Source organism: Bacillus sp. PK6-013 (assembly GCF_054161445.1).
In genome coordinates, this window is record NZ_CP096417.1 from 3,486,642 (window position 1) to 3,510,884 (window position 24,243).

The 24,243-nt window shown below is 41.5% G+C and carries 22 protein-coding genes; 4 read left to right on the plus strand and 18 right to left on the minus strand.

Annotated elements, in window-relative coordinates; genetic code table 11:
- Window positions 1–35: 35 nt before the first annotated feature.
- The gene (locus tag M1E03_RS17640) at window positions 36–1,460 is read right to left on the minus strand and encodes an SLC13 family permease (protein ID WP_023855784.1); all 1,425 of its coding nucleotides are present in this window, start codon (window positions 1,458–1,460) and stop codon (window positions 36–38) included.
- 147 nt (window positions 1,461–1,607) lie between these two features.
- Window positions 1,608–2,213, minus strand: a complete 606-nt coding sequence (locus M1E03_RS17645) for a TetR/AcrR family transcriptional regulator (RefSeq protein ID WP_020450502.1) — start codon at window positions 2,211–2,213, stop codon at window positions 1,608–1,610.
- A gap of 128 nt (window positions 2,214–2,341) precedes the next feature.
- Here M1E03_RS17645 and cyoE point away from each other — a divergent pair, with 128 nt between their 5' ends.
- Entirely contained in the window at window positions 2,342–3,259 is a 918-nt protein-coding gene (gene cyoE, locus M1E03_RS17650) for a heme o synthase (protein ID WP_023855785.1), read from the plus strand.
- Between the two features lie 157 nt (window positions 3,260–3,416).
- Here the strand turns inward: cyoE and M1E03_RS17655 are convergent, their stop codons facing one another.
- The 3 genes from M1E03_RS17655 to M1E03_RS17665 all read right to left on the minus strand — a co-directional run bounded on the left by M1E03_RS17655 (window position 3,417) and on the right by M1E03_RS17665 (window position 6,736).
- Window positions 3,417–4,268 carry a methyl-accepting chemotaxis protein gene (locus M1E03_RS17655; protein WP_020450500.1) on the minus strand — a complete coding sequence of 284 codons (852 nt, stop codon included), beginning with the start codon at window positions 4,266–4,268 and terminating at the stop codon, window positions 3,417–3,419.
- 16 nt (window positions 4,269–4,284) lie between these two features.
- Window positions 4,285–5,742: an aldehyde dehydrogenase family protein gene (locus M1E03_RS17660; protein ID WP_020450499.1), complete on the minus strand. Its 1,458-nt coding sequence runs from the start codon at window positions 5,740–5,742 to the stop codon at window positions 4,285–4,287.
- Window positions 5,743–5,965: 223 nt separating this feature from the next.
- Complete coding sequence (locus M1E03_RS17665) at window positions 5,966–6,736, minus strand: hypothetical protein (protein WP_020450498.1); 771 nt, start codon at window positions 6,734–6,736, stop codon at window positions 5,966–5,968.
- Between the two features lie 306 nt (window positions 6,737–7,042).
- Here M1E03_RS17665 and M1E03_RS17670 point away from each other — a divergent pair, with 306 nt between their 5' ends.
- Together M1E03_RS17670 and M1E03_RS17675 are read left to right on the plus strand one after the other, a co-directional pair.
- Window positions 7,043–7,381, plus strand: coding sequence for an ArsR/SmtB family transcription factor (locus tag M1E03_RS17670; RefSeq protein WP_095292926.1), 339 nt, complete (start codon window positions 7,043–7,045; stop codon window positions 7,379–7,381).
- Window positions 7,368–7,586 carry a hypothetical protein gene (locus M1E03_RS17675; protein WP_020450496.1) on the plus strand — a complete coding sequence of 73 codons (219 nt, stop codon included), beginning with the start codon at window positions 7,368–7,370 and terminating at the stop codon, window positions 7,584–7,586. The genes M1E03_RS17670 and M1E03_RS17675 overlap by 14 nt, the downstream gene beginning before the upstream one ends.
- 446 nt (window positions 7,587–8,032) lie before the next feature.
- Here the strand turns inward: M1E03_RS17675 and M1E03_RS17680 are convergent, their stop codons facing one another.
- From M1E03_RS17680 to pdxR, 5 genes are all read right to left on the minus strand, one after another.
- Window positions 8,033–8,347, minus strand: a complete 315-nt coding sequence (locus M1E03_RS17680; protein WP_105980793.1) for a DUF2178 domain-containing protein — start codon at window positions 8,345–8,347, stop codon at window positions 8,033–8,035.
- Window positions 8,340–8,549 carry a helix-turn-helix transcriptional regulator gene (locus M1E03_RS17685; protein WP_020450493.1) on the minus strand — a complete coding sequence of 70 codons (210 nt, stop codon included), beginning with the start codon at window positions 8,547–8,549 and terminating at the stop codon, window positions 8,340–8,342. The genes M1E03_RS17680 and M1E03_RS17685 overlap by 8 nt, the downstream gene beginning before the upstream one ends.
- A gap of 144 nt (window positions 8,550–8,693) precedes the next feature.
- A complete protein-coding gene (locus tag M1E03_RS17690; RefSeq protein WP_003179658.1) occupies window positions 8,694–9,413 on the minus strand; it encodes a YebC/PmpR family DNA-binding transcriptional regulator in 720 nt (239 codons plus the stop codon).
- A gap of 119 nt (window positions 9,414–9,532) precedes the next feature.
- The gene (locus M1E03_RS17695) at window positions 9,533–10,450 is read right to left on the minus strand and encodes a DMT family transporter (protein WP_023855789.1); all 918 of its coding nucleotides are present in this window, start codon (window positions 10,448–10,450) and stop codon (window positions 9,533–9,535) included.
- A gap of 101 nt (window positions 10,451–10,551) precedes the next feature.
- On the minus strand, window positions 10,552–11,973 hold the full coding sequence (pdxR, locus tag M1E03_RS17700; RefSeq protein WP_026578912.1) for a MocR-like pyridoxine biosynthesis transcription factor PdxR: 1,422 nt from the start codon (window positions 11,971–11,973) through the stop codon (window positions 10,552–10,554).
- A 136-nt stretch (window positions 11,974–12,109) separates the two neighbouring features.
- Between pdxR and M1E03_RS17705 the strand changes: the two genes are divergently transcribed.
- Window positions 12,110–12,997: a DMT family transporter gene (locus tag M1E03_RS17705; RefSeq protein WP_106071147.1), complete on the plus strand. Its 888-nt coding sequence runs from the start codon at window positions 12,110–12,112 to the stop codon at window positions 12,995–12,997.
- A gap of 199 nt (window positions 12,998–13,196) precedes the next feature.
- On the opposite strand, the gene M1E03_RS17710 is transcribed toward M1E03_RS17705, so the two are convergent.
- From M1E03_RS17710 to M1E03_RS17745, 8 genes are all read right to left on the minus strand, one after another.
- Entirely contained in the window at window positions 13,197–14,117 is a 921-nt protein-coding gene (locus tag M1E03_RS17710; RefSeq protein WP_020450488.1) for a DUF5655 domain-containing protein, read from the minus strand.
- Between the two features lie 20 nt (window positions 14,118–14,137).
- Window positions 14,138–17,011 (minus strand): AAA domain-containing protein, encoded by a 2,874-nt coding sequence (locus tag M1E03_RS17715; RefSeq protein WP_020450487.1) that lies wholly within the window; start codon window positions 17,009–17,011, stop codon window positions 14,138–14,140.
- Window positions 17,012–17,189: 178 nt separating this feature from the next.
- The gene (locus M1E03_RS17720; protein ID WP_020450486.1) at window positions 17,190–17,948 is read right to left on the minus strand and encodes a class I SAM-dependent methyltransferase; all 759 of its coding nucleotides are present in this window, start codon (window positions 17,946–17,948) and stop codon (window positions 17,190–17,192) included.
- A gap of 162 nt (window positions 17,949–18,110) precedes the next feature.
- Complete coding sequence (locus tag M1E03_RS17725; RefSeq protein WP_011197633.1) at window positions 18,111–18,233, minus strand: PhrK family phosphatase-inhibitory pheromone; 123 nt, start codon at window positions 18,231–18,233, stop codon at window positions 18,111–18,113.
- Window positions 18,230–19,342: a Rap family tetratricopeptide repeat protein gene (locus tag M1E03_RS17730; protein WP_458110541.1), complete on the minus strand. Its 1,113-nt coding sequence runs from the start codon at window positions 19,340–19,342 to the stop codon at window positions 18,230–18,232. Before M1E03_RS17730 ends, M1E03_RS17725 begins: the two co-directional genes overlap by 4 nt.
- Before the next feature lie 263 nt (window positions 19,343–19,605).
- Window positions 19,606–20,454: a PRD domain-containing protein gene (locus tag M1E03_RS17735; RefSeq protein ID WP_095292935.1), complete on the minus strand. Its 849-nt coding sequence runs from the start codon at window positions 20,452–20,454 to the stop codon at window positions 19,606–19,608.
- 29 nt (window positions 20,455–20,483) lie between these two features.
- Window positions 20,484–21,950, minus strand: coding sequence for a glycoside hydrolase family 1 protein (locus tag M1E03_RS17740; RefSeq protein WP_161513113.1), 1,467 nt, complete (start codon window positions 21,948–21,950; stop codon window positions 20,484–20,486).
- A 5-nt stretch (window positions 21,951–21,955) separates the two neighbouring features.
- Window positions 21,956–23,821, minus strand: a complete 1,866-nt coding sequence (locus M1E03_RS17745; RefSeq protein WP_445604631.1) for a beta-glucoside-specific PTS transporter subunit IIABC — start codon at window positions 23,819–23,821, stop codon at window positions 21,956–21,958.
- Window positions 23,822–24,243 lie beyond the last annotated feature (422 nt).

Consider the following 24,243-nt stretch of genomic DNA (forward strand, 5'->3'; position numbering starts at 1 on the left):
ATGCAAGAAAACTAGTGAGAGCTTTTTCACGGACATTACAGGAAGACGGCCGGAAGCCAGAAATATACGCTGATCACGATCAAGACGACACCTGCGATATTGAGCCAAAAACCCGCCCTGACCATGTCCTTCATCGTCAGCAGATTGGAGCTGAAGACGGCCGCATTCGGCGGGGTAGAGATCGGGAGCATAAAGGCGCATGATGAAGCAAGCGCAGCTGCCGCCATCAGCCCGTACGGCTCAACCTGAAGCGCGGCGCCAAGACCGATCGTCATCGGAATCACCATATTGGCGACAGCCGTATTAGACATGATTTCGGTCATAAATAAAATTGCAGCCGTCAAAATGATCAGTACAAATAAGTAAGGATGGCCTTCCAACAGCTTGAGCTTGCCGCCGATCCAAGCCGTCAGATTGGTCGCCGAAAAACCGGCCGCAAGCGACAAGCCGCCTCCAAACAACAGAAGAAGCCCCCATGGCAGCGTCTGCATATCCTTCCATTCCAAAATCCGTTCATCCTTTGTACTCGGAATTAAAAACAGCAAAACCGCTCCGAAAATCGCAATCGACGTATCTGAAATTTGAAACGGCAGGATGAATTTGAACATCCACAAACATGCGGTCAACAAAAAAACGGCAAAAACCGATTTTTCCTCCCTCGTCATTGCGCCAAGCGCCTTTAAATCATGATCGATAAAATCAGGTTTTTTTCCTTGAAAGGCGCTCACTTTAAATTTTATTTTCGTTAAATAAACATATAAAATGGCAAGAAACAGAACGGAAACCGGGAACCCGAATAAAAACCACTCAAAAAACATAATTTCGTGATTGAGCATCTGTTTGGACATCGCGGCAAAGACCGCATTCGGCACGGAACCGACCAATGTCGCAAGTCCGCCGATCGAAGCCGCATACGCGACAGCCAGCAAAATGCTTTTGCTGAACTTCTGCAGCGATTCGCCTTTTAAAATTTCTTTTTCCTGCACTTCTTTAATAACTGCAAGCGCTACGGGAAGCATCATCAAAGCGGTGGCAGCATTCGAAATCCACATCGATAAAAATGCCGTCGCCGCCATCACGCCGAGCACGATTCGATGGCTTTCAGCCCCGATCCGCTTCAAAATATGCAAGGCCATCCGTTTATGAAGATTCCATTTTTCGATGGCGATCGCAATGATAAATCCCCCCATATACATAAACACAATCGGATCGCCGTATGCTTTGGCCGTCGTTTCCATATCTAAACCGCCCAATGTCGGCAGCAAAATGACTGGCAAGAGCGATGCCGCCGGAATCGGCACGGCTTCCGTAATCCACCAGACGGCCGTCCAAGCTGTAACCGCAAGAACGATCCGCGGCGCGTAAGCCAACTCAGCTTCCGGTATCAAGCCGAGAATCAGCAAAAAACTGATCGGCCCCAATAACAATCCGGTCAGTTTAGTCGGTGTATATACTCTCATTTACCCCTTCCCCCTTTGAAAGCGATTTCCCATTCATCACTTTCGCTTCGCCCGGGGAAAATTCCTCTAAAAAATTTAAAATAAAATTTAAATTAATGTATGACACTGAGCCTAGAAATTGAAAAGTACAACTTTTCTATTAAAAAGTCACTCAGAGGCTGAAAGCAAATTTTTTAGCGCTTTTCCATATAAATTCATCGGGACGCTTTCTCCATTAATAAAATTGAATATCGCAAGACCATTTTCAAGTGAAAAAATAGTCCAAGCGATTTCTTCCGAAGATAGCGTAACCTCATGATTCTCTTTCAACATTAGTTTCGCGACAGACTTGGAGATCCGGTCCACAGACTCCCTGATCATGCAAGACCATTTGTAGCGCACTGACTCATTACGCATCACATAAAGAAGAAATTCCATATTTAAAATCATCCACTTTTGATTTTCTTTCACCACTGAGACAAAATGATCATTCATTGTTTCAATAAAATATGAAAGTGAATGCTGATTATTTATGATTTGATCGATGTTATTCACTTGTAAATTCATTTGTTGTTCCAATAAGGCCAGAAAGAGCTCTTCCTTAGATTTAAAATTGGAGTAAACCGCTCCTTTGCTAAATCCGGCATGTTCAGCAATTTTTTCAACAGAAGCCCCATGAAAGCCAAGCTCCGAAAAAATCTCAACAGCCGATTCTAACAACAATTGACGTGTTTCCTCTTTTCGCTCTTTTTGGGTTAGCCTTCTTCTAAGCATTCTTCTTCCTCCTCTTATTGACAATCATACTGTTCAGAATTAACATACCATATAGTATGTATATTCTAAAAGGTATCACTAGCACTTCACTAAATCAACGTGTGGCCATTAAAAAGAGGAGAAGAATGATGCAAATTGAAAATAATATCAAAACGGATAAACGACCTGTGTCCATCATATTGTCAAAAACCATTAAAACAGGAATTATTAAATCTAACCTTATTCCGATGTTTTCTGGATTAACATTATCTTTATATACTTATAAAATCAGCCTTTCTGAGAAATTACCAGAAATATTTTTTGCATTAATTGGGTCTATTTTAGTAATGGGAGCGGCAGGAGCTTTTAACAACTTATATGACCGGGATATAGATTCTATTATGGAGAGAACCAAAAACAGACCAACCGTTACAGGAGAAATAAAGCCTAAAACAGTTCTATGGCTCGGTATCTTTATGATGATTTTTGGTGTAATAATCCTTGGTTTCACCACCTCTCTGGCAGCACTCCTAGGGTTTCTAGGATTGTTTTTTTATATTGTCCCGTATACCATGTGGAGTAAGAGAAGAACAGTTTACAATACAGAGGTCGGGAGTATCGGCGGAGCTATGCCGCCTCTTATTGGATGGTCAGCTGTCTATCCGGACATCACACATCCTGCTGTTCTCGGTCTTTTTGTGACATCTGTGATATGGCAAATGCCTCATTTCTATGCTATAGCCATTCGAAAAAATGATGAGTATAAGGCTGCGAAAGTTCCAATGCTCCCTGTTATCAAAGGAGTTAAAAGAACATATATACAAACTAATATTTATTTAATCATCCTTATCGGGACAAGTCTCCTTTTTATTTCTTTGAGCCTCGGCATTATGCTTGTTTCCCTTATATTAGGTGTCATATGGTTGGTTCTTAGTGTGTATGGTTACAAAAAAATGGATTCAGAGAAATGGGCAAAATCCATGTTTATTTACTCTCTGATTCATATGACAATTCTTTTTTCGACTGTCATTATCTATTCTCTTATCGGAGTTATTTTCAATATATAGTTATTTGATTTCGTCTCTTTTACACGTTTGAAGGAATTGCAGTGTGACGGGAAAGAGCATACTCATGAGCCATATTTACGGCAGTCATTTCAATCGCTAGTGTAGTAGTGTTAGTAAAAAAACTGCCGACACATTGTCAGGCAGTTTTTTTCTATCTCTAGTCTTCAAAATGATGTTCCGCCATCTTGGCGAGGTTATGCGCGTTGCTGCTGATCTCCTGCATGGTGGCGGAAATTTGTTCAACGCCGGCGGCCTGGCCGCTCGTATGTTCATTGATGACTTCGATCGAATGCTCAAGGTCTTTCAATAACGCGTGGATTTTCTTCGTGATTTGGTCAATCTGCCCGACGTTTTCTTTTGAGTGTGTCGCGAGCTTGCGGATTTCGTCGGCGACGACGGAGAACCCTTTTCCTGACTCTCCGGCTCTCGCCGCTTCAATCGCCGCGTTCAGTCCGAGCAGGTTGCTTTGATCTGAAATGCCTTTTACGGTAACTGAAATTTTCTCAATTTCTCCGGCGCTTTCACTGACTTCTTTCGCCTGCTTGGAAATGTCGGACATTTGTCCGGAAAACCCGCTGACAGATTCGGCGATATCCTGAATGGCTGAGGCCGTCTGCTCGACGATGACCGACAGGCTTTCTGCGACGCGGTGAAGCTGATCCGATTTTTCAAGACTCGTACCGAGTCCGACTCCGCCGATAACCCTTCCGTTCTCGTCATGGAGCGGGATCGCTCTCGCCGCAAGAGGGAAGCCGAACAGTTCCTTAGGCACCATGCTCACTTTCTTTTTGTTTTGGCGGATAGCGTCTGTAATAATATCGCCTTCCTGCAAAGGATCACCCGCTTTAACATCAAGGGAAAATGTCTTTCCCGGAATGTTGACGATCAGCTTTTCAGTATCGTAAATCCCCACTGTCACATCGTCCTGAATCAGCTGATTCAGAAACGGCGCCACTTTCACAAAAGCATCCAGCAGCGGGTGGATGTCCGTTTTTACTGCTTCATTCATGTATCAAATCCTCCTTTTAATATGGAAAAATCCTTTTCTGGTGCTGGACGGAAATCCATTTTAATGTCGTAAATTCGTCAAGGCTCCACTCGCCGTTCAGCCTTCCGATCCCCGATTGCTTTTCACCGCCGAAAGCGACATGTGGCTCGTCGTTGATCGTTGTGTCATTGACATGGATCATGCCCGTCTCGATTTGCTTCGCGATGGCAACGCCGCGCTCCACATTTCCCGTGTGTACGGCTCCGCTCAGTCCGAACGAAGTGTCATTCGCGATCTCAACCGCTTCTGCTTCGGTCTCAAACGGCATGACGCACACAACCGGGCCGAACAGCTCTTCCTTGGCGACAGACATGTCAGACGTGACATCCGCAAGAATCGTCGGCTCGACGAGATTGCCTTTAATATCGCCTTTCAGAAGCGGTGTGGCGCCTTCTTCGATGCCTTTCTCAATCGATTTTCTTAAATGTTCAGCTTGGCGTTCATTAATGACAGGGCCGATCACAGTTTCAGGATCCAGCGGATCACCCGTTTTAAACCCGGAGATTTTTTGGCTGAACAGCTTTAAAAATTCCGGATACACTTCTTTTTGAACGAGAATCCGGTTGGCCGACATGCAGATTTGCCCCTGATGTGTGAAGCGGCTGAAAGCCGCGGCATTGACAGCGTATTCCAAATCGGCATCCTCAAGAACGATCAATGCGCTGTTTCCGCCGAGTTCAAGCAACGGTTTTTTAAAATGTTTGATCGCCAGCTGCCCGATATAGCTGCCGACCTTCGTTGATCCGGTAAACGAGATGATTCTCGGAATCGGGTGCTCAACGAAGCTGTCGCCGATTTCCCCGATATCCGTGACGACAACATTCAGAAGTCCCTCCGGAAGACCGGCTTCTTCAAAAATCTTTGCAATCAGCGTGCCGCCGCAAATCGGTGTTTCTTCATGCGGCTTTAAGACAACGCCGTTCCCTGCGCCAAGCGCAGGTGCAACCGATTTTACAGATAAAAAGAACGGAAAGTTGAACGGACTGATGACACCGACCACTCCCGCCGGAATGCGGTATATCCGATTTTCTTTCCCATCAACCGGTGAAGGGAGAATTTTACCTTCCATTTTGAGCGGGAAACCTGCCGCTTCTTTGATCATATTGACGACAAGATCGATTTCAAAAGCCGCTTTCAGCCGTGTTCCGCCAAGTTCCTCCATAATGAGGTACACGATCGCTTCTTTATTGTCTTCAATATAAGCCGCGGCTTTTTCTAAAATCGCTCTTTTTTCATAGGGATTGACGTTATCCCATTTCTTTTTCGCCTCAAGCGCAGCTTTGTACGCCGCATCGACATCCTCCCGCGTCGCTTTCCGAAAAGAGGTAATCGTTTTATGGGTAAAAGGATTCAGATCGGCCAAGACGCTTTCACTTTGGCCGTCTCTCCATTCCCCTCCTATGTATTGACGGTTGAGGTCAGTTATTTGAATCATTCAGTCCATCTCCTATCAAACAGTTTTGGGAAAAGTTAGACTACATCTTATGTATCGGCAGTCTTTCAAGAAAATTCAATCTCATGAGTCTTTTGGATATAAAAAAAGATTTTACCGATAAATCGGTAAAATCCGGAATCGATCATCAAACTCTGTTTTCATAAATCTGAAACAGTCTGACATTTGTCTTTTCATCTTTTTTCAGCTGATGTTTAAGGCATGATCACTCAGTAAATTTGTAATTTTGATATACAACAGCAAATTTCTTTTTCTTATTTAGCTTATGTAACTTGATTGTACTGTATATTTCTGATGTAAAAGATGCATATATACCTGAAATACCTAGTTTCCATTTATACGAACCTCTTGCATTCATATCATACCCTACCTTTTCAGCTTTACCGTCAGGAACCGATGTAGAAGAACTTGTGATAATCATTAAAGGATCTATTCCAGATGTTCCACTATCGGATGCATACCTCATTTTCAATCCAAAATTCCCCACTGTATAGTGGTTTCGTAGCACTAAAGATCCTAATGTGATGCCAAGGGATTTCACACTAACCCTACATGTAAATCTTCTAGCACCATATTTTTTTTCGAGTACATTTCCTTTTGAAAAATCATATCCAGAAGTCTTTACTAATTCATCTTCAGTTGACTCTATAACATCGGAAGACTCTAATTCAATAGTCGTCCCCATGCCTAAATCTATTTCTTTATTTTCACCTAATTGAACATCAACTTCACTTAAAGTATTTTGTACTCGCTCTCCTACTTCTTCAAGATATTCAGTCTTCTCCTCATCAGTTGAATCCTCCAAAGCTTGGATAAACTTTTGTTTTTTAACTTGTTTTGATAAATCATCACTTTTATCAATTTCAAAAATTTTTTCTTCCAAACTTAAACCTTGCGTTTTTTCCTTTGCAATGGCAGTCCCATAGGCAGTAGGGAACACTAGCAAAAAGGATACTAATAATAAGAATCTCTTCATTCAAATCACCCTCCGAATAAAGTAATTTTTTTAGGTGTATTTAACTGGAATTCTATTCAACTATTGTTAATATTATCATGTATAATACTTAGAGACAATAACAAATCGGAAAAAATATACTTTAATTGCATTTATATTAAAATATACTTTTAATTTTATCTTTCTTCTCTATAAAATTTATTTTTTGATTAAAATGTGTTTTAAGATAATGCTCCTTTTTATGATTCACATAATATAACAAATGAATCATTTTTTTGAAAAAACACCTTTTTTTTTAGATGCACATGTGTTAAATTATTGTTACATATGAATAAAATAAATGAACCAAACCAATTAATCTTAATTGCAAAGGCACTTGGAAACCCAATTCGCTTACAAATTCTAACCATCTTATCAAAAGGAGGTTGCTATGTTAGTGAGCTTGCACGCAAGTTAGAAATCAATAGGACATTACTTTATTTGCATCTAACCAAGCTCGAGGAGACAGGAATTATATTTAGTGAAATGAAAGTTTCATTAGATGGTAAAGCTCTTAAGTACTATTATCTAAAAGAATTTTCCTTTACGATTGATAATGATTTAATCGAGAATTTGGGGAAACAACAATCTACAGAATGTAAGGAGACTAAAGATGGGGACAGTTGATATTATCACAATTTTAATACCAGTATACTATTTTGTAATGGCAGCACTTGTCATTGCGGGTATCGTTGCCTTAACAAAGGTTGTCAAAAGATATTTAAGGAACGGCAAATTGGCCGAAGAGAAATTGAGACTTGAAAACGAGGAAATAAAGGATATCAAGCAGCGGCTTGAGAAAATTGAAGCCATACTAAAAGACGTAGAATAAAAATTTTCCCAATTCAGTCATCTGTATGATGGGGATTTGTTTGCAATAATCTTCCCCTCAAGATGATATCCAGCTGAATGACTTGATTGGGTGACGGGCTTAATGGTTCGTTTTAATGTACCACTTTAGTGGCAAGCTCAAAGGTCTTTTCTTATTTTTGCTTCCTTTTCTTGACCTTTTCATCTACAAAGGATTCCATATATCCCTTAAATCCCCACGCGACGATATTATCTTCGATCTGATTTCGTATATATGTTTCTATTACTTTTTGTTTCTTCCTACTTTATCTACGTAATGTCCAGCACACCGAAAATACCGACTCGTATCTGTATTTCAGATTTGCGTGTCGATCGGAACCCTAGGCCTTGCCTCGGGTTTTCTTTTCCACAAAAAAAGATTTTACCGATAAATCGGTAAAATCCGGATACAAGGGGAACAGCACCATCTTAGTTTTTCTGTGCAAGGTAAACGGTTGTGATCAGCATTGATAAGCATTGCAGGATATATAAACCTGTTATTAAGAAAAATGAAAAGGATATCCCTTGGAAAATGATCACCAATGCCCAGGCCATTAAAATAGCCGCCATTGTAATGTTCCAGGAGAGCGCCTTAGCCTGATAATTAATTTTCTGCTGGCGTTCATCGAACAGCCTCTCTTTTTTTCCAATCCGTCTGTTTACACTGTATATAATTACGATCCCGAGCACGCCTATTCCTAAACCTGCTAAAGCGATCAGTGTGTTTGTCATCGTTTCAGTCAATATTTTCATCCCCCTCAAAAATAAATAAATCTTCAATCAGACATTCAAAAATTTGAGCCAGTTTATGCGCCAGAACAAGTGAAGGTTTATACTTCCCCTTTTCAAGGGAAATCACCGTTTGCCTTGACACATCGAGCCTTTTAGCCAGTTCTTCTTGTGTCATGTTCAGCGAAGTGCGCTTTTCCTTTATTAACGTTTTCATCTTTCCTCCATCGGAATGTAAAGTTTACTATACGTAAAGTATACTTAACAAAAAATCAGGTGTCAAGTTAACTTTACAAATAAAAAAAGATAGACAAAACAGACTTTCGCCTGTTCATCTATCTTTTTACTTCACGATTTCTTTTTACGCCCCTAAATCGACATTATGGTAAACTTGCTGAACGTCTTCCAAATCTTCCAGCGCGTCAATCAGTTTTTCAAACTGCGCACGCGCATCCTCAGGAAGGGCGACGTCATTTTGCGCGAGCATGGTCAGCTCGGCCACCGTGAACTCAGTGATACCGGCGTTTTGCAGCGCCTCCTGTACGGCGTGGAACTGATCGGGCTCGGCATAGACGATCACCGCATCGTCTTCTTCTAAAATATCACGGACATCAATATCCGCTTCCATCAATAATTCGAGCGTCTCATCAGCCGTTTTCCCTTCAAAGCCGATGACGGCCGTCGGATCAAACATGTAAGCGACAGATCCGCTCACACCCATGTTTCCGCCGTTTTTGCCAAATGTGGAGCGCACATCGGCAGCCGTGCGGTTGACGTTGTTTGTCAACGCGTCAACGATCACCATCGCTCCGTTCGGCCCGAAGCCTTCATAGCGCAGTTCGTCATAATTTTCTTCAGAACCGCCCTTCGCTTTTTCAATCGCCCGCTCAATAATCGCTTTCGGGACATTGTATGTTTTGGCGCGCTCTAGCACGAATTTCAGGTTCTGGTTCAGTTCGGGGTCGGGCTCTCCCTGCTTTGCCGCCACATAGATTTCGCGGCCGAACTTGGCGTAGATTCGGCTCGTATTCGCATCCTTGGACGCTTTCTTCTCTTTTATATTGTTCCATTTACGGCCCATGATGTAACCACTCTCTTTCAACATTGAATCTTTCATTCACAAAATCTATTATACCGCAGGGCCAGGCGATTTCATCAAATTGATGCATCGAATTTACGACATTTTTTTGGAAATCCGTCTTAAGATGCGAGTTTTCCGCTGTCTTTCTTCTGCTCTTTTTTCAAAACAGTAATGAAAATTCCTGCAATTACAAACACGATTCCAGTCAAATGAACCAGTGTGAATTGCTCCTTCAAAATGACGCCTGAGAGCACAACGGCCGATACGGGGAGAACCGAAGTGAAAATCCCGGAAACGCTCGCCGGCACTTTCGTCACGCCGTTGTACCATAAGTAAAAAGCAAGCACCGTAACAATCAGCGCGTAATAAAGGACATATGACCAATCAAGAAGCCCGGGCCCGCTAAAATCAAACGAGACAGCCTCAATGACCGCAAACGGCAGAAAAAACAAAAAACCGAACAAGGAAACAAACGCCGAAATCGCCAATGCGGAAATATGGGGCGACAGCAATTTTGCCATTAGCGTAAACATCGCTTCACCGATCACTGCGGCCGCGATTAACAGATTTCCCATCAATGCATAAGGGCTCCCCGCTTCGCCGCCGGCCCCGAACAGGTTGATCGCCATCACGCCGATAACGGCAAGTACGATACCGGCAGCCATTCTTTTTTCTATTTTTTCTTTTAATAAAAAGAAAGCCAAAACACCGACAGCCATCGGCGTCGTGCTCGTAATAATGCCGCTCTCCATCCCCGTCGTCAGCTTAACCCCGTAAAGCATGCAGATGCTGAACAGAAAGACACCCGTAAAAGACTGCAGCAAAAGAACAAAGACATCTTTTTTCGATAGAGCGGGAATACCTTTCTCAATCCAAAAAAGCAAGATCATTAAAACGGCAGCCGCGATAAAAAAACGAATGCCAGACGACAAAAACACCGGAATCGTCTTCACCATCAGCTTGCCGACAACAACCGAACTCCCGACGATCGCCATGGCGAGAGCCAGAGAAAAATAAACCGACATTTGGTTCCGCATGAGTTTTCTCCTGTCATAATGTATTTAAAATCCTTTTTAAGTTTAACAAAAATAAGGTAAAATTTATTTCTTTTGGAATAAATATTTTCAACTCTTGCACATCAACCAGACAGCATTTTAATCAGTCCGCTTAATTGCGTAATCCCTTTCTTCAGGTCTTCACAGGAAGCAAATGCATATGACAGCCTCATGTAATCGCCTCTTTCCTGCCCGTATATGGCCCCAGAATTAAAGAGAATTCCTTTTGAAAGTGCTTTGGCATAAAGAGTTTTCATCGATACCGGCGGCAATATCTTCAGCCAAATAAAGAAGCCGCCTGCTGGAACGCTCCATTCCGCGAGTCCTTCCAACTCTGTTTCTAACACATGCAACACAAAGCTTCTTCTTATTTTTAGCTGTTCTCTGACGTTTTCCAAATGTTTCTGGTAAAGCCCAGATGTCAGCCATTCGGCTGCGACTCTCTGAGACAGTGAACTCGAGCCGTAGTCCGTCTGCATTTTAATATCTGATAAACGTTCAATGACCGGCTCCGGGCCGACGATCCAGCCGATTCTTAATCCCGGGCTCAACGTTTTCGAAAAACTGCCAATGTATAAGACGCGGCCGTTTTTGTCCATCGCTTTCATTGGAGCAGGCGGCGGTGCATCAATCCATAATTCGCGGTATATATCATCTTCAATGATAGGCAGGTGGTGTTGTTCGCTGAAAGCCAGAATCTCTTCCCTCCGCTTTTTGGACATTAACACTCCGGTCGGATTTTGAAAACAAGGGTTGGTGTACAAAATGGCTCTCGTCCGCATGTTTGGCGTCATCTTGATGCTTTCTGGCATGAGGCCTTCTTCATCCATTTGCAGTCCGGCCATCCTCATTCCCGCAGATTGAAAGACATGCAGCGAATAAAGGTAAGACGGCTGATCAAGAAAAACGGTTGATCCGCTTTGCAAAAGCCCCATGGCGATTAACTGCAATGCTTGCAGCGCGCCGGAAACAATTAAGATGGAAGACGGGGAAGCGTGGATGCCGACCGTTTGTAAATAGCTGCTCAACGCCTCTCTTAAAGGAAGATAACCTTTCGGCTCCTCATACCCAAAGGCATCCATGTTATGAGCAACCTTCTCCATCATCTCCTTCATAATGTCCAGCGGAAACAATTCATTTGAAAGTTCGCCTTTGCTGAGCTGTATCAATGTTGAATTCGATTCAGATTGATTAATCTCCTGAACCGTTTTCCGGCTGGGCTGCTGGAATCCGGCTGCCACGTATTTATCCCAATCAGGGGTCGAATGTTTGGCCAACAATGTCCATGTATTGTTTATAACGATCGTGCCTTTCCCCATTCTGCCTTCTATTAATCCATCGGCTATTAATTCTTCCAAAGCTGTAATCACCGTGCTTCTGTTCACAGCGAAATGTTTGGCCAATGAACGCTGACTCGGAATTTTGGTGCCGATCGGCCATTCTCCATTTGCAATCTTCTCTTTTATAAATTGAATGATTTGTTTGTATTTTGGCACGCGGGGCATAAATGGATCTCCTTTTATCGATAAGTGGTTGGGTTTATATTCTCAAAACTGGTTGAAGCCATTTTACCAAACGTCCATTAAGATGGATACACACATTTAAACCGGTTGGTTTTTTTAAAAAGGAGATTGAAAAATGATGAAGAAACAGAGGATGTACATCATGTTGTCATACTGCCTGATGATCGGCTTTTGGGCTTCGGCTTTTCCGGGGATTCGAGTCGGGCTGGAGGATTATACGCCTCAGCACCTCACATTGCTTCGGCTGCTGTCAGGTTCTTCGGCTCTAATATTGCTGGCTGCTGCCGTCCGGATGCGCCTGCCGGAAGCAAAGGACATCCCCATCATTTTGCTGCTCGGTTTTTTAGGATTTTCCGCTTACCACACATTTCTCAATCAAGGCGAGGAAACGGTCAGCGCCGGAATGGCAAGCCTCCTGGTCACGACAACGCCTATTTTTTCAGCATTGTTAGCGAGGCTGTTTTTCGCAGAACGATTTGGTGCAGCGAAATGGCTCGGATCAGGGATCAGCTTTTTAGGCGTCATGCTTATATCACTCGGCGTCGGAAACTTTGAAAACACGGCGGCTGGGGTGTTGTTCATTTTACTGGCCGCGATATGTGAAAGCATCTATTTCGTTTTTCAAGAGCGCTACATTCAAAAATACGGTTTTATCCCTTTTGTTTCATACGCGATCTGGGGAGGAACGATCCCCATGCTGTTCTTTTTGCCCGGGCTTTTCGAAGAGCTTTCTCATGCTTCCACTCAATCTACTGCAAGTGTCGTTTATTTAGGATTGCTCCCTACAGTTGTCCCATATTTCGCGCTTGCTTATATCACCTCGTACAGAGGATCTTCAGAGGCCGCGATTTCGCTTTATTTAACGCCAGCCGCAACACTTTTCATATCATGGGTATGGATAGGCGAAATTCCCGCTTTCCTATCACTTGCCGGGGGAATCATAACGATAGGCGGCGTACTGTTTACATACAGAGGAACGAAAAATAGCATTTACAAACTCGAATAATTTAATTCTGCTTATCTCCAAGAAAACTAGAAAGGATGTCCGGACCCGGGGGCATCCTTTTTCAATGGAATGGGCGCCGCTTGCGAAAACGAAAATTTCCCAATGGATGCTGCAATCTCGTTTCATTTTTTAATCGATCAGTTGTCAGGCAAAGAATGGTTTCACATTAGAAAAAAGCCTTTTTATATGGAAAAGGCTCTTAAACTTTATTTTTCTCATAAACTTGTTTAACCAAATCAACGATATATTCGATATGTTTTTCATCATCGATTTGAATTTCATAATCACCGTTCCCCCAGTGGCCGGTGTTTGCGACATCCCTAAATAAATCCATGGGATCATCTAACTCGCCTCTTTTGGCATTTATCCAAATTTTTAAGCCCTTTTTTAAGAGAAGAACGTCTACCATGTTACGCTTATGAACAGTAAATGCGATATACAGCTTTGTTGCTTTGACAGATATGTTGTCACCCACATTTAAAATCTCTTCTTTTAACTGCTGGTATAGATCAATCACCTCATCAGGCTTACGGACTAGATGATCTTCTTCTGTGAAAACTTTGATTTCCCTGCTCACTTGTTCGATTGCTTCACTTTGATTCGAAATTGTGTTTATCGACCCCGATGCCCCATTTGGTCTAATAGGATTCATTTGTAGCAGGTCATTTTCATACCTTTTGATTTCCCACAATTCCATCGGCAAATCTCTAAAATTAATGGATTCCTTTTGGTGTGTAGTAAACTCAGGCGAAATAAAGATGACCCTTGATTGCGACCAATCGACACTGTTCCTTTTTAAAAGCTTCTCTTGATTTTCATTATATTCAAGAATAAAGTCAGCTTTATTATTAAGCATGATGGACAGATAAGCATAGCCTTGATCTATTACGCTGGAATGTTTCTTGTTTTTATATTCAATAATAACAAACGATTGTGTCTGGTCATCAAATGCTAGCGTATCAATCCGAAATCCGGCGACTCGAAACTCAGAGGCAATGAACTTGAGGCCTAATAATTGCTTTAAATTTTTTTCACATAGGTGCTGTATGTCTTTTTCTTTCTCAAACGGTATTTCCCGGATTTCTTTCATATCTTGATGGTGTAATTGAAAGAGATTCATGGCTGCGCTCCTTACCTTCATTAAGAATGAACAACGTCATTTTCTAAAAGCATCCTCTTCAACAATCCACTCGGTTTATTCGCGCTGTCTGATAAACAATTCATATCACCCATGACAAGGAAGCTGTCCTTTGCCCTTGAAACTGCGACGTTTAGAAGGCTTTTATTGGCGTCTATAAAAAAGCAGCCGTCATTTTTCCCGTACACCGTCGACATGATGATGACCTTTCTTTCGCCGCCTTGAAAGGTATGGACCGTTCCTACGTCGATAAACGGTTTAACATCGGGTGATAGCGCACGCTTGATGATGCCGACTTGCATTTTAAAAGGGGTGATGATGCCAATGAGACTTTTTGGATCATCTTCATGATATGCATTTCGGATGTTGTAGAAATGCTCATTGATCCATGTGGCGATGGCCCTTGCCTCTATTTCATTATATCGGCTGCCCGCTTTTTTGCTTGACTGGTATGAGTCAACCTGCATATGACCAAGAGGTGGAATCGATAATTGAACAAGCGGATTTTTCTTATCCTCTGCCGCTTTGCCTCTCATTGGCTCAAGTTTTCCTCTATACACCAGATTGTTGCAGTATTCAATAATTTCATCATAACAGCGCCTATGTTCGCTCAAAAACAAACCGCGTTGCTGATGTTTTTCGTATTTACAGCTTTTGCACGCTACCCTCATCACACTAGATTCTGACGTATTCAAGCCGAGTTCGCGAAGCTTCTCAAACTGTTCGATCGAAGTAATAACATCATTTGAAAGAGCTAATGAAATATCCAATGTTTCGTTGATATTCCACACCGGTTCAATCTGATAAACATCTCCGACAACAACTGCCCGTTTCGCAAGCGAAAATGAACATGCCGCAATCTCAGGAGTCACCTGTCCTGCTTCATCTACGATTAGTAAATCAATATAATTGTAGAGAAAATGCTCCTTCCCATTGTTATAGGCCAGCAGCATTCGCGGAAGCTGATAAAAAGTCATCACAAAACAAGGGGTCAACATACTTAAATTTGTATAAAACTGATTTAACACATTATCGAAATTTGTGCCTCTTTGTTTTTCCGACAGTCTTTTCTCTAAAAGCCATCTGCACTCATAGTAATGAACTGCTAGCCAAAAAGAGGCGTATTTTATGGTTGTATCTAAAAATTCATTCGCCTTATCTAAAGAAGAAAATGAACCAGGATATTTCTCAAGAATGTTCAGTGATATAAGTTCCACCATTAATTGTTTATATTTTGTGTTCAATTTGCTGACTTGTTGGTATGTCGCATCGATCTGCTTTATTTTTTCTCTCGTCTCTTTTGCTTTTTCGCTATACAGAGAGAGAATTTTATCGAGATTCATTGACTCATCAATAAATTCTTCATCCGGCTGAATAAAATATCTGACACGACTGACTAATTTGCTCTTGAAGAACGGCAGAAACTTGAATAAGCGAACAAAGAACGGCAAGTTTGAAAAGTGCGTCTGCCACTCTTTTATTCTTTGTTGTATCGATTGAAACGTGCTTTCCCACTCGGTTTTTTCCTCGGTCAATTGCGTCATGTATGTATCTAAAGAAACGCCTTTGGGAGCTATTTGATCATATTCGGAGAATAAGGATAAAACTTTTTGTCTGATTTCTTCAAGCGCTGTTAACCGATTTGAAATCGTATGCTCACATTGCTTAATATCAGTATGGTTTGTTTCAAAATATCGACTGCATTCTTTGAGCATCTTTTCGGTTGATCGCTCAATGTTCTCGTTGCTTTCAACTTCGTCAAAAAAGTTTTCTCCCCGAGGGTTCGTATATTGAAATCCTTTTTCTTGCGCCTCTTTCTCCTTGCTGCCGGACGGAAAATAAACAGCAAAGCTGTCGACTCCTTCGATCCATCGCTGCTCTAAATGATTGTTTTCCCATTTTGGTTTAATCTTTCCGAATGATTCAATAATATTGGTTACTGCCTGATTGTTTGTTGATGAAGCGACAATGACAGGAGGATCTTCCTTTTTTAATGCTCGTTCGACATAAAGATTGGCAACGAGCGACTGCAATAACGTCGTTTTCCCCGTACCCGGCGGACCGTTGACTGCAAGAATTTCTCCATCTTCCATATTGTTGAAATGGTTCAGGCACTCCCTTTGCGATGGCGACAAAGGATATTCCCCGCCCATTTGTCCGACATGCTTCTGCATTTCTGACATCCGGTTTGGAATAAGCGGCGATAAAGAAGTGAATTTTTGGTTGATAAAATTTTGATAAAGCTGCAGATGATTCGGCTGGCTGGATAAAAGGTGATCATATAACTTTAATATATTTCTGGTTGCATTGATGGAATCATCCTTAAAGATATAAACATTTTTCTCTAATTCTATTTCTTTAACTGTATTTGAAGTTATTTCGGTTTCTGTAACTGACTCATACATATCTTTTGCAAACTCAAAATAGCTTTTCCAAGTGAGGTTGCTTTCCAACCTCTGATAATTGTTGCTCATATATTCATCAAAGTCATTGACATAGCCGATCGCAAGCTCTTCGTCAATGATTGGATGAAGATGCTCTCTCGGAATCCATGGATATTTGTCTTCTGAAGGCAACAACATACCATTGGCAGTCAAAACTGCCGGGATATAAAGAATGCCGGTCATATCTTCAATATTTGTCTCAACCCTTTGCTGCACGTCGAATTTCGTCTTGATCGTCTTTGCCACAACGATAACATCGAGTTTACCGGAGACATTTTTGTGGTCTGAAAGAACCGCGTAGTACTTACTGTCTATCTTTCCTTGTATAAGGCTATTCAAATCTGAAATCATAAAACGACTGTTTTTAAAGTTGATTTTTAGTTTCGCAGCGACACTATCGCGAAAATACTTGGTTACAGTTTGGGATGCCATCGCTTTTCCTCCTGATGTATGAAAAAAACATAATACTGGTAATAACATTAAGTAGTAACAATTATATCCTAAATGAATATATGGATAAATAACTGGCTTTACAAAAATATAGGAAAATAAAAAAGGATGTCACCATATAATATGAGACACCCTTCATAGGCAAATCTTTGATCAAACTCTAAATCGCTTCCGCTAAAATCATAAACCGGTACTGTGTGACATCAAAATAACCCTTTTCTTCAATCATTTTATGAATCGCGTACAATTCATCCGTGTATTGATCCACTTCAAAACCGGGCGCCTGCCAGGGAATGGCTTTTAAGTAATAGACCAGAGCTCCAATATCATAAAACCTTTGAGTCGGACACTCTTCCCTGCTTTTTAAAACCTTAAAATCATGTTTTTCTATTTCTTTTAACGCTTTTTCCAAGTTCCAGTCCTTAAATTCTTCATTTAGCGGTACACCAAGTTTTTCATTGATTTCTTCGCAATCATGCCCGCCGACTTGCTGAGTGAGAAACAGTCCTCCTTTTGAAAGGATTCTCCTCACCTCTTGTGCTGAATATGACTCGTGTTTATTGATGACCAGGTCAAATTGGCCGGATTCAAATGGAAGATCTTCATCATCATCAATTTGGACGACCTGAACCCCTAAAGGCGTCAATCGTTCCTTTGCAACTGGCACATTGGGCAAATAGCATTCAGTAGCGTATGCTGACGAAGGAAACGGCCCCAATTTCGATAAAAATTCTCCGCCGCCTGTCCCCATATCGAGCATGGATTTGGAATCTTGAATAAGAGACAGAGCCATGCTTCCGTATGACCATGAAAGCAGGTCGCTTTTCATTCTTCCCGTATCGTCAATGAAAGAAAAATCCCAGCCGCTGAAAGGCTTATCTGCGTGTTTTAAATATGAAAGAAATGTTTTGTCATTCATAGTATCCCCCTCCAATTTTAATGTTTAAATATGTTTTAAACGATTGGAGGGCCTCTCGCGAATTTGGAAGGTTTTTATATTTCATGCTCTTGTAGATTCACTGTAATCGCACCCCATTTCATGGCTTTAAAAAAGAAGCCTGTAAAAGGACTTCAGCAAATATTAACCTCCAACCGGCAGCTCAGCTGTTTGAACGCCGCCTGACGCCTGATTGTGGCTTTGGGATAAAGCAGCTCCGCCTAAGACCATAGCAGTTAACGATAAGCAAAGAATCAATTTTTTCATGACAATACCTCACTCCCTAATGATCTCATTTTGTTTTCGGCTTTCATGAATATTTTAACAAATTCCAGCGCTTCCTTGAAATCTCCTTTTTTCTCAAAATAGCTTGAGATGAGCAATGAAAGGTCACAGACACCGTCTAAATCATTCATCTCGTCCAAGGAATCGATGTCGTCTTTGATGCTTTTAACGTTTTCATGGCAATAAAGCTCATACATAATATTTATTTTCTTTTCATAATGCTTATTCCCGTTTTTCTCTAATTCCTCCTGTCCTTTTTTATAATAGAACAGGGCCGCTTCTGTTTCGCCGATTTTGAAAAACTCTCTGATCAGCATGTAAAGCGAGTTGATATAGTAGCTTGACTCGCACCATTCGGGGTTGCTCAACGCATGCTGGACGGCGAGAATGCATTCCTGAGACCGGCCGGAATTGGAATACAGAATGCTGATATTGTGATGAAGCATCGCTTCTAAAAACGAATCGTCGATCTTTTTGGAAATTTCAATCGATTCTTCGAAATACTTCTCCGCATCTTTAAAGCGCTGCATCTGCATGTAATTTGTCCCCATCACAACCTGGGATATCGCCAGCTTTTTTTCGTACCCGTCATGCATTTTGTAAATATTCATCGCGTCTCTCGCATAATTGAGAGAAACCGCATTTTGCCGAAGAGACATATACAGCCAGGACACTTTAAAATAAAACTCGGCCGCTTCGATCTGATCGGGCACCTTCGCCAGTTTTTTCTCGGCAACCTTGTACAGGCTGATCGCCCGCTCAACATTCTTGTTGTACGCTTCATGCATCGCCTCAAAAAAGTAGAAATAGTAATCGATCATATGATCCGTCTGCTCGATGCACTCGATTTGCGAATCATTAAAGTAAGACTCCCGCGGCAGCCGCTCTCCCCTCGCATCATAAAGCATCATCCGATACCGCTCCTCAAGAAGCGAAAAATAAGCCAGCACATTCTGATCCTCTTCCATCCCGGAAAACATCGACTTCGCCTCTTCAAAAAGATGCTTTGCCTGCTCAATATCATGCTTTTTAATTGCCAAATGGAATTCGTTCAACACCCCCGCAACCACTTCTGAAGCGACCTTGCTCATGCCGAACCCCCTCTTTCTCTTTAAGATTGTTCTCTATCTGTAAAATGATCTTATCACATGTGTAAATTTTTGTAATGACCTTTTGTCAATTAGTGAGAGATTTTTGTCAACAATTCAATATGAGACTTTTCTCGACTGAGAAAAAAGCCTTTTTTAACTGTTGGTATAGATCAATCAAGTCATCTGGCCTATAAACAGAAATGCTCCTTCTTTTTCAAAAACAAGAAACCACTCGCCTTCCACAAAGGCAAGTGGTTCTTCATTTATTTTAATTGCTGATAAGAAATCAATCGATGAATATGGACTCCCAAGTATGTTAGTTCATCGTTCGGAATGACGATTCCGTGTACCTGTTTGATATAATCTTTGATTTTGAAAGCGACATCCATTGCTTGCGGATATAAATTAGCAATTTGCTCAAACAATTCATTCTCCTGATCTGCCAGCAATTTATCAGCGTAAAATCTTTCAACAAAAAATTTAACGTGTGTGATAAATCGGCTGTAATGGATATTTTCTTGATCCCATTTCATATTTAATGTGTACCGGACAAGATTGACAATGCTCCCGATCATTTTTGCATACTTCATTCCATTTTTTGATTCTGTTTCTTCACCTAATGCATTAATTAAGTGGAACGCAATATTTGCCGCTTCCTCTTTCGGTAATTGGATCCCCAGTTTTTCATTGATGAGCTGCAGTGCATAATTCCCTGCCTCAAACTCTTCTGTATAGTAGTTTTTAATTTCCCAGTAGACGCGATTCGTAATATTGATGTTCTTTTTATAACGCTCTACTGCAAAATTTAAGTGATCCATTAATGTGAAGTAAACGCCGGAATTTAGCTTTGTTTTTAATTTTTCTTCTGCATAATGAACAATTTGCTGTGTCAATTCAATAAATTCTTGCGGTATTGAATCCAACAGTTGAAGAAATTCTTTTGCCTTCATATTGTCTACTGGCATAAACACTTGATCAGCTTGTTTTTCTTCAATCATATGCCCAGGTTTTCGTCCGTAACCGATGCCTCTGCCGCATAAAACCATCTCCTGTCGGTTCTGATCTTCAGCCAGTACCACACTCGAGTTTAAAACCTTTTTTATTTTAAACATCGCCATCACCTTTTCATGAATGCGGTTTTTTAGTCTAATACTTCTCCATTTGACTCGATCACTTTCTTATACCAGTAGAATGAATCTTTACGTGAGCGCTTCAATGTCCCGTTGCCATCGTCATCTTGATCAACATGGATAAATCCATATCGTTTGGACATTTGAGATGTTCCCGCACTAATAATGTCAATGGATCCCCAGCTGGTATATCCGAAGAGATCTACACCTTCTTCAATGGCTTCTTTCATCTGACGGAAATGTTCTCTGAAATAGTTAATACGATAATCATCATGGATCGATCCATCGCTTTCAACAACATCTTTCGCACCCATGCCGTTCTCCACAATAATGAGAGGTTTTTGATAGCGATCATACAATTCAATGAGCGAAATTTTTAAACCGACCGGATCGATTTGCCAACCCCAATCTGTTGAAGGCAAATAAGGGTTTTTCACACCGCGAATCGTATTGCCATCTGTTTTTTCCAGCCCTTCTTGTGCAGATTCTGTCAGGGACATATAGTAGCTAAATGAAACGAAGTCTACCGTATGTTCTTTCAAAATGGCAAGATCGTCCGCTTCCATCTTAATATTGATATTTTTTCGTTCCAGCATACGTTTGATCAATGGCGGATATTCGCCAAACACTTGAACATCTGCATAGAAATAGTTATCAAGGTTTTGCTTCAGTGCGCGTTCGACATCATTCGGATGACAAGTGTGCGGGTAAGTCGTGAGTTTCGTTAGCATACATCCCACCTGACTTCCGGGAATGATGCGATGACAATCTGCAGTCACAAGAGCGGATGCCACAAATTGATGGTGCAATGCTTGATAAACGGTTTCTTCTACCTTCCCCTCTGGACAGCGGTCAGGAATGATTCCCGCTGTAATGAAAGAATGGCGGTGTATACTGTCTATTTCATTAAAGGTAAGCCAATATTTCACAACATCTTTATAGCGTTCAAAACACACATTGGCGAATTTCACAAAGAGGTTGATCACTTTTCTTTCAACCCATCCGTTGTATTTCACACTAAGTGCTAATGGCATTTCATAATGTGACAGCGTCACGATCGGTTCAATGTTATGTTTTTTCATTTCTTGAAACAGACGGTCATAAAACTGAAGACCTTTCTCGTTCGGCTCAGCTTCTTCCCCTGTCGGAAAAATTCGGCTCCATGCAATCGATATACGCAATGTTTTAAAACCCATTTCTGCAAAAAGAGCCAAATCTTCTTTATAGTGATGATAAAAGTCAATGCCTCTGCGCTTCGGATATTTTTTTACGTCCGGGTCTTTCATTGCGCGTTCAATGTTTTCAGAAGTAACAGCAAGGTGTCCTTCGTAATCTTCTACACTCAAATTCGAACGGTACATGGCAATATCTGCAACAGACGGTCCTTTTCCATCAACATTCCAAGCTCCTTCTGCTTGGTTTGCGGCAATCGCACCGCCCCATAAAAAATCTTTCGGAAATCCTTTTGTCTTTGTCATCATGATTACCCTCCTAATTGTGTGACAACCATCAACGTATCTTGACGATTGACCTGTTTTAAATGCGTTACTTTTATATCATATTGATCCGTATTCGTAATAACTGCTAGTGTAACTGGATCATAACCTGCTTCTTTAATTTTTTCTAGGTCAAATTGAATGAGCAGATCACCTGCTTTGACTTTGTCTCCTGCTTGAACCAAAGGTGTAAAGAACTTGCCCTCTAGCTGAACGGTGTCAATCCCAATATGGAAAAGAACCTCAACTCCGTTTGCTGTTTTCATGCCGAGCGCATGATTTGTTTCAAAGAGAAGTGAAATCTCGCCATCTACCGGTGCATATAGTTCACCCTTTGAAGGAATAATGGCAATTCCTTCTCCCATTACCTTTGAAGAAAATATGTCATCTTCTACATCAGATAGTGAAATCATTTGACCGATGACTGGACTTTTGAATGTCTCATCTGCGCCAAGTTTTTCAGCGAAAACACCTTGCTCTGCTTCTTTTTCCGTTTCTTCTGTCTTTCGATCTTTTCCTAAAATAAAGGCGGCAGCAAAAGCAACAACAAATGAGATGGCAAAACCGATAACTGCAAACATAAAGTTGCGTGGAAGCTCGTCAGATATGAACATCGACATACTTGCAAGCCCAGGTCCAACAAGAACAAACGCTTGAAGTCCGACAAGTCCAATGAAGATTCCGCCGATGAAAGAACCGATCATGACACTGCTAAGCACACGTTTATTTTGCAGTGTCACCCCGTATAATGCCGGTTCGGTAATCCCAAAGAATGCGGAAATCCCTGCAGAAATGGCAGTTGAACGAAGCACTTTATCTTTTGTGCGAAGGGCAATTGCGAAACACGCTCCGCTTTCAGCGAGATTGTGTGCAAGTGAAGCAGGCAAGTAAAGTGCTTCTTTTCCGAGATTGCCCATTGTTGTTACAGCGTACGGCACCATCGCTTTGTGCATCCCTGATGCGACCATAAATGGAAGGACTGCTGCCAGAATCGCAACCGCAACCCAGCCCACTTTGTCAAACATAGCAAGGATGATTGCTGTGAAGCCTTGCCCAGCTGTAAAACCGATTGGTCCCAGCAGCAGGAGAGTGATCGGAACTGTCATAACCAAAGACATCATCGGTACGAAGAAGATACGAATGGGTTTTGGCGAAATACGAGTAAACCATTTTTCCATCTGTGCATACAACAGAACAGATAAAATCGCCGGAAACACTTGATAGGCATACGCAATATTTTTCACATCGAATGAAAATAATTGAGCGCCTTCTGTCAGCATAGCCGTCATGTTTGGCAGAATAAGAGCGCCGACTGCCGATAATGCAACAAGCGGATTCACTTTTAGCTTATTGGCTGTCGTCACGGCTACCAGCAATGGCAGGAAGTAAAGCGGCGCATCGCCAACCATATTTAAAATCTGATACGTTTGCCCTTTGGCATCCATTAATCCGAATAACGAGAAGAGGAGGAGAAACGATTTTAAAATCCCTCCGCCCGCAATGGCTGGAACAAGCGGTTGGAAAACACCAACAATGAAGTCTAATAGTACAGTCCCCACTTTTCGCTTTTCCTTTGGCTGATTGCTAGACCCATTTTGTCCAGAAGGTGATCCGCCGAGAAGGCCGGTCAATTTCTCATAGACTTCAATGACATCGTTTCCAATTACAACCTGGCATTGGCCCGACATACGGACAGCGATGACACCCGGTGTTTTCTCAAGCGCCGGTACATCCGCCTTGTTTTGATCAATCAATGTAAAACGGAGTCGTGTCGAACAATGCTCCAAGTGGGCAATATTCTCTTTACCGCCTACATGCTGCAATACGTCTCTTGCTGTTTGTGTATAATTCATTGTTTCTCCCCCTTTTCTGAAACATGAGACCTATATTTAGGCAATAAAAAAAGGACCTAAACCGACAAATTAAAAAATTTATCGGTTTTAGATCCTGCCTGCATGACCAGTCACATGTCTAATTTATCAATATTGGATTTGATTAAAGTATATATCGGTTTGATGAAAGCGTCAACATTTATTTTGGTTTTTTGGAAAGAAGGAAATTTCTTGGTCGAATGGCCTGCAATTTATTCCTAGCTCAGAAGTGGTTGCGGGGGGTGTTGAACGAACTCCTTTTGGCAATTAAAAAGCATAAATATTGAACAGGCGAAGTCAATATTTTTCGATATGGAAGATAACCGGAATTACTTCTCGTTGCTTGAGGAACGGTATTACATGTGTAAATTTTTGTAATGGCATTTTGTAAATTAGGTTAAACA